This is a genomic window from Bacillus sp. NPDC057893, assembly GCF_042796455.1.
Classification (GTDB): Bacteria; Bacillota; Bacilli; order Bacillales; family Bacillaceae_G; genus Bacillus_A.
In genome coordinates this window covers 93,027-107,655 of record NZ_JBHVNG010000001.1, presented here as the reverse complement: position 1 = coordinate 107,655, position 14,629 = coordinate 93,027, and the positions used below count along the sequence as shown (strand labels likewise).

The window sequence follows — 14,629 nt, the reverse complement described above, 5'->3', positions numbered from 1 at the left end:
GTTCTATACTCGAATATGAAGCTTCATATTTGGATTATAATACTGGCTCGGGCTCTTTAATTGAAAATGTCCCCCGGATGCTTGTAAATCAACCGTTAACTTATCATCCATAAATACAAGCTTTGTGCGATCTGCAATAAAGTTTAGTACGCTTGATTCAATATCTACATCGCGCTCATCTTTCTCTGAAACGGCTACTAAATCAATAATCCCGCTCATAACACAACCGCAACCTTCATTATCGTAAAATAACTTTATATATTTCGCTTCACTTGGAATCGTATCCATAATCTTTTTATATGCTGCTTCTGTTACAGTAACGTACATGCGTGAATCTACATCCTCTCTTCTCGTATCATTTATATATTGTACCACCATTTTTCTTAAATTTTATATACAGAAAATTAAGACTAATATACAATGTATGTGGTAAAGGAGGTTATATCACTGATGTTCAAACTACAGCGATATCCCACTTTCTTAAGTCTATTAGGTAGCTTTTTTATTTCTAGCGGAATGGTATTACAACATATACTTCCCTATTCTCCTTCTATTGGCTAGATTCTAGGTTTTATCCCGCTATTTGTGGGCAGTAAGACTCCCACCTCAAAATTCAGCTGAAGCAAAGAAGTTAGGTGAGAGGCGGGCTGCCCGTAAAAGCCCGATTGGTGTGGGCTAATAATCAGTGGGGGATAGACAAAACCCCACTGATTAAAGTTTCACTTTATTTGTTTTACATCCGCTTCTTATTTTGCTATGAAAAATAAGAACAACTAACACAGTAAGAATTATCTTAAGGAGGATTACCAAACATGCCAGTCTTAAAAGAAATAGAACAATCACTTAATCATTTATTCCAAATTGAAAAATACGGAAAAGACAGTTCCTTTAGTCGGTTCATTCCAGCCACATATGATCAGATCCAGTTTCCATGGCAACAATTTTTCGAAGCAAATTTTGTGGAGCTATTTAACGGTCTTATGATACGAGGTGCCCAAAATGTAAACACAGTATTTTTAGCTGTCTTCCCAACTGATGATATTCTTGAAACATTCATTTCACAATCCATGCCAGGTGATTTACTCTTTATGCACCATCCACTTGTGATGGAATGCGGTGATCCGCTCGGGAAATCAGGGAGAGGCTTTATTCCAATTCCACAAAAATATTTGCAGGCAATAAAAGAGAAACAGCTTTCTATATATACATGTCACGTTCCAATGGATTTTCATCAAACATATGGAACTAGCATTTCAATTGCAAAGGCACTTCAAGCTAACGTAATTGACGGATTTGCTTACGGTGGTCCAGAGCAAGAGCCAGTCGGTCTTATTTGTGAAATAGATGAAACATCAACAGAAAAACTCCAAAAACGTTTAAAAAAACTCTTCCATATTCCTTACACAGACTTCGAAGGTAAACAACATGATTCCATCAAGAAAATTGCAATTATCGCTGGCTGCGGCGATGTCGTATCTTTAATGAAAGAAGCAGAAGAAAAAGGCGCTGAAGCGTATATTACAGGAGAAATCCATTGCCATATCGACAATGATTACGGTAGACATAAATACTCGCTTATTATGGATTACGTGAAAGAAACAAACATGTCACTCATCGGTGTGTCACACTCTGCCTCTGAATATTTAGTGAAAGAGACATTGATGTATGATTGGTTTAAAGAGAATTTTGATGTAGATGTTACTTTGATGCCGCAGGAAAAATGGTGGTTATAATTTTTAAAGAGGTATCTTACTTTAGCTACCTCTCTTTACTACCATTAAAATTTCATACGTTACTTTAAAAACATGATTATCCCCTTCAAATCCTTTCCTTCTCTTTGCTCTCCATAACGCAAAACAAAATTTTGCCCCCTCCTGTTTTCCACATTAAAAGTCATATATTGAGTCTCCTATGTATAATGTTTCATTTTGAAACTCTCATCCGAATAATGACCAACATAAATATCCTTAAAATTCATCTTATAACCTATATATAAACAACAACCGAACCAAAATGTACAACTTACAATATATATATATTAGTTCGATTTAAAAAATATAAAAAGGAGAATAAACAACTATGTATCGACACAATTGCTTTAGTTGTGACGGTAGACGCAACAACGGGTCCATTGGCGGAACAGGGCCTACTGGTGCTACTGGAAGCACTGGTGCTATTGGCATTACTGGCCCCACTGGTGCGGGCTTACAGGGTACCACTACATTTAGTCTAGCTAATGCACCTACCTATAAAGCTGGACAAGTTGTTACCTATACACGTAGTGGTTACGTAGCACAAAAAGATGCACCTCAAGGATTTCCACATGTATCTCCAGATTATATAGTATTAGTCGAAGGAGGACCTACTGGAGATACTGGAGATACTGGACCTACCGGGAGCACCGGACCTATCGGAAACACTGGACCTACTGGAAACACTGGATCTGCCGGAATCACTGGAAATACTGGCATCACTGGACCTACCGGGAACACTGGATCCACTGGCATTACTGGACCTACCGGGAACACTGGATCCACTGGCATTACTGGACCTACCGGGAACACTGGATCTACCGGAAGTACTGGACCTACTGGAAACACCGGGACTACCGGAATCACTGGATCTACCGGGAGCACTGGACCTATCGGGAGCACTGGACCTATCGGGAGCACCGGACCTACTGGAAACACTGGATTTGGATCTACCGGGAGCACTGGATCTACCGGAATCACTGGAAATACTGGGAACACTGGACCTACCGGGAGCACCGGAAATACTGGGAACACTGGATCTATCGGGAGCACCGGAAATACTGGAAACACTGGACCTACCGGAATCACTGGACCTACCGGAATCACTGGATCCACTGGCATTACTGGACCTACCGGGAGCACCGGATCTACCGGAAGTACTGGACCTATCGGGAACACTGGATCTACCGGAAACACTGGATCTACCGGGAGCACCGGACCTACCGGAATCACCGGAAGCACTGGACCTATCGGGAGTACCGGAAGTACTGGACCTACCGGGAACACTGGATCTACCGGAAGTACTGGACCTACCGGAATCACTGGACCTACTGGGAACACTGGATCTACCGGAATCACTGGACCTACTGGGAACACTGGATCTACCGGAATCACTGGAAATACCGGGAGCACCGGACCTACTGGAAACACTGGATCTACCGGGAGCACCGGACCTACCGGACCTACCGGAATCACCGGAAATACTGGGAACACTGGGACTACCGGAATCACTGGAAATACTGGGCACACTGGATCTACCGGGAGCACCGGACCTACTGGGAACAATGGGACTATCGGAGGTACTGGACCTACTGGGAACACTGGATCTATCGGGAGCACCGGACCTACTGGAAATACTGGAAATACCGGAATCACTGGACCTACCGGGAGCACCGGAAATACTGGGAACACTGGGACTACCGGAGGTACTGGACCTACTGGGAACACTGGGACTACCGGAAGTACCGGACCTGCTGGAAGCAGTTCAGCAAAAAGCATCCTTTTCCAAGGAACTAACACTGAGTTTCAACGTATAGCAGGTGCTCCAGCAGTTGACTCCAATATTATTCCTTATGTAGTTGCTGGATTTGGAAATATAACTGGTTTTTCTGCATCTATAAATGTAAATAATTTACCTATAGAAGTTTATACAATTCAAATCTGTACTAATGTTCCAACAAACCTTTCTGCCCCTACGTCTAATCACGTTATATCTACTATTACTTTTACCACTACGGCTAAAATCACTGGAACAATCACATTTACTATTACCCCTTCGGACGTTGGAGCACAGTTAGTTCAAGTGTACGATCCTACCCCTTTACCAGGACCCGCCACCGTTACTTGGACTAGTACAACAACTGGAAATCCAGTTTCAAGAGGCGATGCATTATGCCTATATATTAGCCCTGGGATTACTGACAGTGCTGTATACTCCATTTTTTTAATTACCTCTATTTAAGACTAAACTTTAATCAGTAGGGGATCCCTTCTCTACTGATTATTAGTTGAACCAATCTGATTTTGACGCAGGATAAATAAATAGAAAACATCACTTTTGACAAAGTGATGTTTTCTATTTATCTCTTGCACTATCAACAAATCGGCAACATAATCTCAACAGTCGTTCCAACTCCAACTTCACTTTCAAAGTTCAATTTACCGTGGTGATCTTTAATAATTTTTTCCGTAACTACTAATCCTAAGCCTGTTCCAGTTTCTTTCGTTGTGTAAAAGGCTTCATTTAGCTTCGGAATTTTATCTTTCGGAATACCGCATCCCTCATCTATAATTTGAACAATGATCACACCTTCCACTATAACTTTTACAGTAATAGTTCCGCCAACTGACATTGCTTCAATCGCATTTTTAATTAAATTAAAAAATACTTGTTTCAATCGTTTCTCATCACATGTAATTGAAGGTATATCTTTACTATAAATAGCATGCATTTTTATCCCTTGTTCTAAAGCTGGCTTTTCCATAACCCTGATAACATAAGAGATGATTTCTTTAATATTATGAGTTTCGGATTCTACCGATTTAGATTTCTCAAACCCATTTAGTTCTGTAGCAATTGTATAAATTCGCTCTACTTCCTGTTTCATAATGTCGCTATAAACCTTATCTTCTGGATGTTTTTTCGCTTGCTTATTCACAAGTTTTTTCAATTTCACTAACGGCCTTCTAATCTTATCGCCAATTACTGTTGCCATTTTTCCAACCATCGCTAATTTTTCTACCTTTTGTATTTCTTTATCCATCATTTCAAGTTTGCGAACGTAAGACTGAAATCTTAAAAGTATAATCCAACATATAATAGCAAATACGCTGCATAATGCCATTGGAATTAGAACGATAGCGGATTGAATAACGATTCCCATAAGAGCGTACTTTCCAACAAGTATCCCTGCTACTAACAAAAAATATCTTTTATTCACAAAGATTGGTGCAAATAAAATAAAGAATCCTTCTACTATATTACCGCCATCAAATTCAGCATCACTTCCGTAATAAATAATGAAGTTATGAATAAAATCCAATATATTATAGCCAATTAAAATAATGTACTTCACAATATATGGCTTTTTCTGTTTCATAAAATAAATTCCAGTAAAGAATAATAAGACCATCAAAATATATAACCATAAACCTAAGCCTTCTCCAAAAACATCTGCTGGCTTTAGATCTCCCTCCGAGAAAAAGACAGTAGCCTTTTCAGCAAAATCATACACAAAAAATATAACAAAGAATAAACTTAAAAATATTTTCAACGCCTTTATTTCTTCCTTTTCAAATATATAGTCTTTCTCCATATAGTAGCTCCTTTAACAACACCTCTTAATCTTGTCCCACATTACGCTCAAGTTTTTTCAGAAGTACTATTTCTACTCTCGTTCCTTTCTTTACTTCACTAGAAATATGTAATTCTCCAAGATGCTCTTTAATAATTCGCTCTGCTACCGTAAGGCCTAATCCGATTTTGTCTTGCTTCGTTGTATAAAAAGCCTCTGTAACTCTTCCTAAATTCTCTTTTTTTATCCCGAAACCACTATCTACTATACTTACTATTACATAATCTCTTTTTTTATCCTCAACTTGTATTTGTAATGTTCCACCGAGCTCCATTGCCTCTAAAGCATTTTTAATAACATACAAAAATACCCCTTTTACTTTACGTTTATCACATTCAATTTCACTTCTATTATACTCTTCATTGAAGGTGAAATTTATATTTAGCTCATCCATTTTTTCACGCATATTTGCTACTGCTTGTATTAGAACATCACTTACAATATGTTTTTCATAAACAGAAGGTTTATATGTAGCAACCTCCATCAATTCGCTAATCATGTTATTTATATTTTCTATTTCAATAATCATTTGTCCATATGTCGCATCTTTTTTGTGCTTTTCTTTTTGTAATTGCGTAAACCCTTTTAATGACGCGAGTGGATTTTTTATTTCATGCCCGACTGTCGCTGCCATTTTTCCGATAACCGCCAATTTTTGTGACTGACTAGCCTCTGTAATACTTTTCCTTACTGCTGAAAGATATTGTAAAAACCGATTTAAAATAATATACGACACGAAAAGCAATAACATATTCATAACAAGAGGTGTAAATAAATTAAGTTCTCCAAATACAAATAGGTATATCATATATTTCCCTATAAGAAATGGCGTTAACATAAATAAATATCGTTTACTTAAAAATATTGGCACGAAAAAAATGAAAATAAATTCGATGATATTCCCTTCATCAAATGCTATTTTATTATGAAAGGCATACCATCCAATATTAAAAATCTCCGCAATTATGTATGCAAATAAGTATGTATATTTAACTAAATGTGCTTTGCCCCTCTCAAATAAATAAACACTAATACCTAATATAGTCATAATATATGTAATCTTCCATATTACTTTATACCAATTTTCTAAAGGCATTTTATCTTCTAATATAATGGCATATGCAACCTCGTATCCTATTAAAATAACATGTAATATCCATAAGAAAATCTTAGCGTTTTTCTTTTCTTCTTTAGCCGATAGAAAAATCCCTCTCACTTCAACACCCCTTCAAAATGATATTTCAAAGAATACCATTTATTATAATAAACGATTTTAATAGGTAAACAAAGATAAAATAAACCAAATAAGTAATATATGCCCACAGTTATATAAGCATAAAACTAACGAAAAATAATACGTATAATATGGGAGGTGCTTTATATGGACGGTCGTGAAAATAAGAAGATAGAACAGTTACAATCCTTTACGAAAAACAATGAAGGAAAAGAGATGACAACGAATACGGGTGTCAAAATTTCAAATGATGAAAACTCTTTAACCGCCGGCGATCGTGGTCCTACACTTTTAGAAGATTTCCTGATGCGAGAAAAACTCGCTCATTTTGACCGTGAACGAATTCCTGAAAGAGTCGTTCATGCTCGCGGTTACGGAGCACATGGTGTTTTTGAGCTATATGATTCTTTAGAAGACTTAACAATGGCTCATTTTTTACAAGACCCATCTAAAAAGACACCTATTTTTATTCGGTTTTCTGAAGTTGCTGGATCAAAAGGTGCAAATGAAACGAACCGAGATGTACGAGGATTCGCTGTTAAGTTTTATACAGAGGAAGGAAATTTCGATTTAGTGGGTAATAACATTCCGATATTCTTTATTCAAGATGGTATTAAATTTCCGGATCTTATCCATGCTCTTAAACCAGAGCCACATAATGAAATTCCCCAAGGACAAACAGCACATGATACTTTTTGGGACTTTATCGCCAATAATCAAGAATCAGCTGCGATGATGATGTGGATTATGTCCGATCGTGCAATTCCGAGAAGTTTTCGAATGATGCAAGGGTTCGGCGTTCATACATTCCGCTTCGTTAATAAACATGGAAAGTCACGATTCGTAAAATTCCACTGGAAGCCAAGGCTTGGCGTTCACTCGTTAATTTGGGATGAAGCTCAAAAACTAGGCGGTGCTGATCCAGATTATCATCGCCGTGATTTATGGGAAAATATTAATGCTGGAAACTACCCTGATTACGAACTTGGCGTTCAAATTTTAGAAGAAGAGGACGAATTTAAATACGATTTCGATATATTAGATGCAACGAAAATTTGGCCGGAAGAAGACTTCCCTGTTAAAATCATCGGAAAAATGACGTTAAATCGAAACGTTGATAACGTATTTGCGGAAACAGAACAAGTCGCACTACACCCTGGAAGTATCGTCCGCGGTATCGATTTCACAAATGATCCTCTCTTACAAGGTAGACTCTTTTCTTATACAGATACGCAATTAGCCCGCGTCGGCACAAACTATCAAGAGTTACCGATTAACCGTCCGGTATGTCCTTTTCATAACAACCAAAGAGATGGTGCGTCTAAATATATAATTGATAAAGGAAAAATAGCTTACCATAATAACTCTTTAGCTAATAACTCTCCCTTTACTGTACCTGGTACGAAAGGCGGTTTCGTTACATATCCTTCTACTGTTTCTGGACATAAAACAAGAGAAACAGCCGCTAGTTTTAAAGACCATTTCTCACAAGCCCGTTTATTTTGGAATAGTATGAGCCACGTCGAAAAAATCCATATTATGCAGGCCTTCTCCTTTGAATTAGGAAAAGTAAAAAGTAGATCAGTTCGCCAACAAGTCGTAGATATGATTGGTCATATAAGTACAGAATTAGCTACTTTAGTAGCTGAAGCAGTCGGGGCAACAGTACCAAATGTTCAAGAATCAAATGTTACAAACTCCTCACCAGCACTAAGTATGGAACATACAACATTTAGTCCAAATACATTACGAGTAGGCGTCATTGTCGCAAACGGATATGACGGGCAAAACGCACAATCTATGCTACAGCAATTCAAACGAGTCGGTCTTCAGCCAGTAATTATTTCCGAACGATTAGGTATAGTGCAAGGAACACAAAATGTACAGTGGGAAGTGAATGATACTTTCTTAACAGGATCACCGCTTCTTTATGATGGGCTACTTCTTATTGGCGGAAATATTGATGATCATTTTCTTAACAAGGCAAGTTCATTTGTCGTAGAATCGTATAATCACTTTAAGCCAATTGGCGCTTTCCAAAATGGAACTACTATTATTCAATCATTAAACATCGAAGGAAAACCTGGCGTTATAACAGAACAAAACCCTACCTTACTTGCGAATGAATTTATTCAGGCAATGACAAAACAGCGATTTTGGGAAAGATCCTATTAAAATGCATGAGGAGGATACGTCATGTTCGTTACAGTGGAAAAAGATGTACACATTTTTGTGCAAGATATGAACCCAGGTCCTGACAGTAAAACTGTTTTCTTTGTACACGGCTGGCCTTTAAATCACCAAATGTTTCAATATCAATTCAATGTTTTACCACAGCACGGGTTTCGCTGCGTCGCTATGGACATTCGCGGAAACGGGCAATCTGATAAACCATGGACTGGTTACACATATGATCGTTTAGCTGACGATATCGCAATTGTATTAGAAGCACTTCAAATAGAAAATGCTACGTTAGTTGGTTTCTCAGTCGGCGGTGCTCTTTCTATTCGATACATGTCACGATATAACGGTCGCCGTATTTCTAAACTTGCATTAATTGATGCCGTCTCCCCCTCTTTCGTAAAAAACCAACAATCCCCTTACGGCGTACCGAAAGAGCAAGCAGATGCTCTGATTGCTCAAATGTATGCAAATTTGCCTAAATTTCTTAATGATGTATCTTTATCATTTTTTAATAGAAACTTAGGAGCTGCCACGTTAGAATGGTTTTCTTATCTCGGTATGCAGTCCGCTTCTTATGCTCTCATCAAAATTTTGCAAGCTGCTGCAAACGAAGACGTAACGAAGGACTTACGTAAAATTAACGTCCCAACAAAAATATTCCACGGTGTTCACGACCAACTCATCCCTTACAAAAGTGCTGAGCTAACAAAAGAACGAATTAGAAACTCTGAGCTATATCCTCTTACAAATAGCGGTCATGGCTCTCCAATCGATCAAGCGGATGAATTAAATAAGGAACTAATAAATTTTTTAAATTCATAGTTCCTTTACAGTAAAAAAAGCCTGTCTGTTTGTAAATCCACACAACTTTATTATAACTTGTTTTTCTGAAATTTTAATATATATCTAAATAAAAAAACTCTTAGAAACCTTAAAGAGTTTTTTTACGAATTAAACAAATTATCCAATTATATACTAAATGAAAAATTCACACACTTCTCACAAATCAATTATTAAACCGACTCTATTTTAATTTATACTAAATGTACAAGTAATACTCCCTGAACCTAGCTTGTCTGGTTATCCCGTTAAATACTATGAAAAAAGAACTTGTATCGTATACAAGTTCTTTTTTTGTCGCCTATTTAAATAATATCTCCTTACTATATTGCTTTCCGACGAGTAAGTCATATTGAATAAACTCATATTGCTTTAACATCTCTTTTTGTTTCGCTGTTAAACTTTTTATTGCTTCTCCGTCTTTTCCTATCCTCAATTCGTCACGAAGTACGGGAATTTCTTCATATAACTTCGATAAAAATTGATAGAATGGTGCCTTATTTAATCCAGCATAATCAAGGACAAGATTTGAAAAATAAATTGGACTTACTAAGCCTAAATTGTCATTTGGAATATCAAAATTTGCATACATTAATAACGGCGTTTGTGCCATCGCTAATCGTTCACTTGGCGCTTTTTCATTTGTTATATAACCAGTCTCTTTATAAAGAGATTTATTTATTCCTAGCGACGGAAGATGGTCCCCAAAGAATACTAGTAATGTAGGTCTATCTAAATTATCTAGCTCTTCTATTAAATATTGCAGAGCTTCATCTGAACGTCTTAACCCTTCTGTATAAGTCTCTAATTCAGCCTTCGATTCTTCATTTTCTAAACCACTAATTTCTATTTGATTTTCGCCAAATCTTCCTTCTGTAAATGGAAAATGATTTTGCATTGTAACCGCATGAATAAAAGTAGGTTTCTTTTGCTTCTCTAATTCAGATATTATCTCTTTACTCATAGATAAATCGCTAATATAATCTCCATCAACTTCTACATTTTCCATCGTATCTTGTGCATTAAACTTATCAAACCCTAACACTTTATATACATCATCCCGTTTAAAGAATGAGCGCCCGAACGAATGAATTGCACTTGTATAATACCCTTCTTTTTTCAAAGCTCGAGGAATTGATGGAATTTCTTTCTTATTTGTAACAACTTGCTGATACGGTATAGAGCCTGGTTTTAACAAACTCATTGAATAACTCGTTAATACCTCAAATTCAACGTTCGCAGTATTTCCTCCAAATGCAGGAGAAATAGTTTGTCCACCAGGAAAACTTTCTATATAATGATGCAAATTAGGTAAAGGATCTTCACTAAAGGACAGGTTCGTTAACTTCGTTGGATCCCAAAACGATTCACTCATTACAAAAATAATATTCGGTTTCTCTTTTTGCTTCTGCGTCCCTATATTGCTACTATATTGTTTCTTTATATCGTTTGCTATTTGAAGCGTATTTTCTTTTGAATAATCTTTCGGCTTTTCAATGACTGTCGTATCTAAATTACTTATAAATCCTAATACAAAACCATTTGAAGCATAATTTTCATTTTGATCCCACAAAACGAACTCTATACCCGACTTTTGAAACAATTTATTCATAAACGTATTCGTAAAATTACCATACACATATAAAACAACAACAGATCCTACTATAAATAGAACTCGTACGCCTACATGAACTTTTACATTTTGAATATATTTCCTTATATACACACTCGTCCAAATACAGGCAACAACACTTACAATAACGAGAAGAATATAACCCCAACTAAAATAATCCATCACCATCGGTATAACAGATTGCATATGTCCAATCTGTGTAAAATCAGAAGGATATAGAGGGTCTCCTCTAAAAATAATTTTGAAGTGATTTACAATAGCCAAAATGATTAGCAAAATGCTTGTCAAAATAGTACTCAAAAAAACTTTTCCAAGTACATTGTACACCAAGACATATACCGCATAAATTACAATTAAGCTAAATATAAACTGTACATTATAGTTGTAAATCCAATTCATTGTATTGACGAGATCCATATTATTTTGCGTAAAAATAAAAAGAAAAGTAATCGCATGAGCTACTAAAAAAGTTCTAATATAAATCCTAATAATCGGTTTAAATTTATTAACTATACCTTTATTTAAATACGCAACATACAGTAGTACAATCCAAATCAAAATTGTCATTATACTTAAAACAACCTTTTGATTTAACATATCTTTCATCGTACCTAAACTAAAATATCTTAAAATCAAGAAAAGTGTGGGTACAACATATAAGGTTACTAAACCACTTAAAATCACTGAAATTAATATACTTCTTCTTGGCTGATGAAATGAAAAATTACCCCTCAATTCATTCCCTCTTTTCTGTTTATTAATTTCACCCCGCACCGTAATAAAATATTACTTATATAAACATAACATATTATGTACACAACGTCCTCTCATGTACACCCTCCGTATAATATCATCTGTTACCTCTTGTACATACCGAATGAAAAAAGAGATTTCCTAAGAAAGGAAATCTCTTTTTCATTACCCAACACTTTGAACACGGCCAATTTGTCCATCTTGTAATCGAACTTTAATTCCGTACGTGTGTGTTTCTGTATTTGTTAAAATATCTTTCACAACACCACTCACTGTTTTACTATAATCTTTATCTAATTGAATAACTACATGTGAACCAACCGAAATTTGTGATCTTGTCGGCTTCCCACCAGTTGCTTGTGTTGTTTTTTCTTGTTTCTGTGTTCTCTCTTGTTGTGCAGACTGTTGTTGCTGAATCTTCTGCTGTTCTTGCTTACGTTTTTCTTCCTCTACTCTTTGCCCCTCTTCTTGCTTACGTTTTTCTTCTTCTACTCTTTGCCCCTCTTCTTGCTTACGCTTTTCTTCTTCTACTCTTTGCCCCTCTTCTTGCTTACGTTTTTCTTCTTCTACTTTTTGCTCCTCTTCTTGCTTACGTTTTTCTTCAGCCTTCTTATCTTCTTCCATTTTCTTCTCATCTATTTTCTGTTCTTTCGCTGCCTTCAGCTTGTCCTCTTCATCTTTACAAGCTGTTAAAGCAACTACACATAAGCCTGTAAGTAAAAATAATAATAATTTTTTTAACATTAAAAAATCCTCCTATATATACATTACAAATAATGACCTTTAATAGAATAGCAAATATGTATGAACTCCCTTGTCGTAATTTGTCGTATACATTGAATTTCCCATATAACAAAAGAACCTGTCATGCGACAGGTTCTTTTCGCTATTTATTATGAGCAGGAAAAATGATGAAATGATTAGCATGTTTACTATATAAGAGGAAGCATCCATATTTTCCATATGATACACACTATTACTATAAAGATAAAATTAAAAAAATCTAATCTCGGACTCTTTTTCATAGTCATATCTAACCACATATGAACCAATTTCAATCTTTTGTATTTATGAATATTTTTCTTTACAAATCGGTAAATGAGTACTTGCATAATGAGAAATCCGACTACGAAAATGAACAATAGAATGAGAAATTCAACCACGAAATTCCTCCCTATTTTTGAAGCGTTTTTTCTACTATATGGTTCTTCAAAACCCATTCCTCAAACTGAGCACTTCCAAATTCCCAGCTCAAATCACGAGCATGTACAGAAAAAACGTAATAACCGGCATATTCGTCCATAAACATTCCTGCCCCTACATCATCTTTCTGAATACCGTATACTCCAAAATTAAAATACACATCCCACACGTCTTCATGCTTCCTCTTATAAGCAATCGATTCCATATCACATTCAGTTCCGAAATAATCAAGATGTAAATGTACGCTATCATCGTATTCATAATCCATTTTATCACCCCTTATATTTGTACTTCTTTATTCCCTAAAAAATTCCTGCTATCTATACTCACATATGGGCACTTACCTACATATTATGCTTGTAGATTGACTTCTAGGAGGTGTCATATAGTGAAAAAATTAATAACCGTTTTTTGCATCATGTTACTAGCTGTTTTCACATTCGCTGCTTGTAGTAGTACAAAGGAAAGTACGAAAGAAGAAGTTCAAAAAATTCGCGTTGGCGAAGTTACCCACTCTCTTTTTTACGCACCTTTATATGTTGGAATTGAAAAAGGATTTTTTAAAGATGAAGGTTTAAATATTGACTTACAAACAACAGCTGGCGGAGATAAAACGATGACCGCCCTTTTATCTGGCGGAATTGATATTGCGCTCGTTGGTTCAGAAACGTCTATTTATGTTCATCAACAAGGAGCAAAAGACCCTGTCATTAATTTCGCACAGCTTACACAAACAGATGGCACGTTTTTAGTTTCCCGTAAAAAATTAAACTCTTTTAATTGGAATGACGTAAAAGGCGTTACATTTTTAGGACAGCGTAAAGGCGGCATGCCGCAAATGGTTGGAGAATACGTTTTAAAGAAAAATGGCATTGACCCTCGCAAAGATACGAACTTAATTCAAAATATCGAGTTTGCTAATATTGCAAATGCCTTTGCATCTGGTACAGGAGAATTTGTACAGCTCTTTGAGCCAACTGCAAGTATACTTGAAAAAGAAGGAAAAGGTTATATCGTCGCGTCTTTCGGAGCTGAATCTGGTACTGTTCCTTATACAACGTTTATGGCAAAAGAAAGTTTCTTAAAGAAAGATAAAGCTGCTGCAGAAAAATTCACGCGCGCACTATATAAAGCGCAGCAATGGGTTGATACTCATAGTCCCGAAGAGATTGCCAATGCTGTTTCACCACTATTTAAAGACACTTCAAAAGACATTTCAGTGAAAGTAATTGAGCGCTACAAAAAACAACATTCTTATGCGACAAATCCATTATTAGATGATGCAGAATGGAAACAGCTCCAAACGATTATGAAAGAATCTGGTGAATTACAAAAAGAAGTTCCACATGAAGCGCTCGTCAATACAAAAATTGCCGAAAGCGTTATTAAGAAATAG

General features: G+C 36.2%; 12 protein-coding genes. 5 read left to right on the top strand and 7 right to left on the bottom strand.

Going from position 1 to position 14,629, the window contains the following annotated elements:
• Positions 1–3: 3 nt before the first annotated feature.
• Positions 4–327 carry an iron-sulfur cluster biosynthesis family protein gene (locus ACFVQC_RS00670; protein WP_002145256.1) on the bottom strand — a complete coding sequence of 108 codons (324 nt, stop codon included), beginning with the start codon at positions 325–327 and terminating at the stop codon, positions 4–6.
• A 485-nt stretch (positions 328–812) separates the two neighbouring features.
• Here ACFVQC_RS00670 and ACFVQC_RS00665 point away from each other — a divergent pair, with 485 nt between their 5' ends.
• Together ACFVQC_RS00665 and ACFVQC_RS00660 are read left to right on the top strand one after the other, a co-directional pair.
• A complete protein-coding gene (locus tag ACFVQC_RS00665; RefSeq protein WP_377897193.1) occupies positions 813–1,733 on the top strand; it encodes a Nif3-like dinuclear metal center hexameric protein in 921 nt (306 codons plus the stop codon).
• A gap of 346 nt (positions 1,734–2,079) precedes the next feature.
• Positions 2,080–3,993 carry a collagen-like triple helix repeat-containing protein gene (locus ACFVQC_RS00660; protein WP_377897192.1) on the top strand — a complete coding sequence of 638 codons (1,914 nt, stop codon included), beginning with the start codon at positions 2,080–2,082 and terminating at the stop codon, positions 3,991–3,993.
• Between the two features lie 133 nt (positions 3,994–4,126).
• On the opposite strand, the gene ACFVQC_RS00655 is transcribed toward ACFVQC_RS00660, so the two are convergent.
• Entirely contained in the window at positions 4,127–5,347 is a 1,221-nt protein-coding gene (locus ACFVQC_RS00655) for an ATP-binding protein (RefSeq protein WP_377897191.1), read from the bottom strand.
• 25 nt (positions 5,348–5,372) lie between these two features.
• Positions 5,373–6,602, bottom strand: a complete 1,230-nt coding sequence (locus ACFVQC_RS00650; protein WP_377897190.1) for an ATP-binding protein — start codon at positions 6,600–6,602, stop codon at positions 5,373–5,375.
• A gap of 165 nt (positions 6,603–6,767) precedes the next feature.
• On the opposite strand from ACFVQC_RS00650, the gene ACFVQC_RS00645 reads away from it, so the two are divergent.
• Both ACFVQC_RS00645 and ACFVQC_RS00640 read left to right on the top strand, forming a co-directional pair.
• A complete protein-coding gene (locus ACFVQC_RS00645; RefSeq protein ID WP_377897188.1) occupies positions 6,768–8,795 on the top strand; it encodes a catalase in 2,028 nt (675 codons plus the stop codon).
• A gap of 21 nt (positions 8,796–8,816) precedes the next feature.
• On the top strand, positions 8,817–9,626 hold the full coding sequence (locus ACFVQC_RS00640; RefSeq protein ID WP_377897186.1) for an alpha/beta fold hydrolase: 810 nt from the start codon (positions 8,817–8,819) through the stop codon (positions 9,624–9,626).
• Positions 9,627–9,945: 319 nt separating this feature from the next.
• Here ACFVQC_RS00640 and ACFVQC_RS00635 read toward each other — a convergent pair whose 3' ends face one another.
• The 4 genes from ACFVQC_RS00635 to ACFVQC_RS00620 form a co-directional block, all read right to left on the bottom strand.
• Positions 9,946–12,012, bottom strand: coding sequence for an LTA synthase family protein (locus tag ACFVQC_RS00635; RefSeq protein WP_377897185.1), 2,067 nt, complete (start codon positions 12,010–12,012; stop codon positions 9,946–9,948).
• A 183-nt stretch (positions 12,013–12,195) separates the two neighbouring features.
• Positions 12,196–12,774, bottom strand: a complete 579-nt coding sequence (locus ACFVQC_RS00630; protein WP_377897183.1) for a YwbE family protein — start codon at positions 12,772–12,774, stop codon at positions 12,196–12,198.
• Positions 12,775–12,962: 188 nt separating this feature from the next.
• Complete coding sequence (locus ACFVQC_RS00625) at positions 12,963–13,193, bottom strand: hypothetical protein (RefSeq protein WP_377890747.1); 231 nt, start codon at positions 13,191–13,193, stop codon at positions 12,963–12,965.
• 11 nt (positions 13,194–13,204) lie between these two features.
• Positions 13,205–13,501, bottom strand: coding sequence for a DUF3986 family protein (locus ACFVQC_RS00620; RefSeq protein ID WP_088079542.1), 297 nt, complete (start codon positions 13,499–13,501; stop codon positions 13,205–13,207).
• Positions 13,502–13,621: 120 nt separating this feature from the next.
• Here ACFVQC_RS00620 and ACFVQC_RS00615 point away from each other — a divergent pair, with 120 nt between their 5' ends.
• Complete coding sequence (locus ACFVQC_RS00615; protein ID WP_377890744.1) at positions 13,622–14,629, top strand: ABC transporter substrate-binding protein; 1,008 nt, start codon at positions 13,622–13,624, stop codon at positions 14,627–14,629.

What these genes read in the sequence shown, in the direction of transcription:
- ACFVQC_RS00670 (WP_002145256.1), bottom strand. Translation starts at nt 327, where the DNA reads ATGTACGTTACTGTAACAGAAGCAGCATATAAAAAGATTATGGATACG.
- ACFVQC_RS00665 (WP_377897193.1), top strand. Translation starts at nt 813, where the DNA reads ATGCCAGTCTTAAAAGAAATAGAACAATCACTTAATCATTTATTCCAA.
- ACFVQC_RS00660 (WP_377897192.1), top strand. Translation starts at nt 2,080, where the DNA reads ATGTATCGACACAATTGCTTTAGTTGTGACGGTAGACGCAACAACGGG.
- ACFVQC_RS00655 (WP_377897191.1), bottom strand. Translation starts at nt 5,347, where the DNA reads ATGGAGAAAGACTATATATTTGAAAAGGAAGAAATAAAGGCGTTGAAA.
- ACFVQC_RS00645 (WP_377897188.1), top strand. Translation starts at nt 6,768, where the DNA reads ATGGACGGTCGTGAAAATAAGAAGATAGAACAGTTACAATCCTTTACG.
- ACFVQC_RS00640 (WP_377897186.1), top strand. Translation starts at nt 8,817, where the DNA reads ATGTTCGTTACAGTGGAAAAAGATGTACACATTTTTGTGCAAGATATG.
- ACFVQC_RS00630 (WP_377897183.1), bottom strand. Translation starts at nt 12,774, where the DNA reads ATGTTAAAAAAATTATTATTATTTTTACTTACAGGCTTATGTGTAGTT.
- ACFVQC_RS00620 (WP_088079542.1), bottom strand. Translation starts at nt 13,501, where the DNA reads ATGGATTATGAATACGATGATAGCGTACATTTACATCTTGATTATTTC.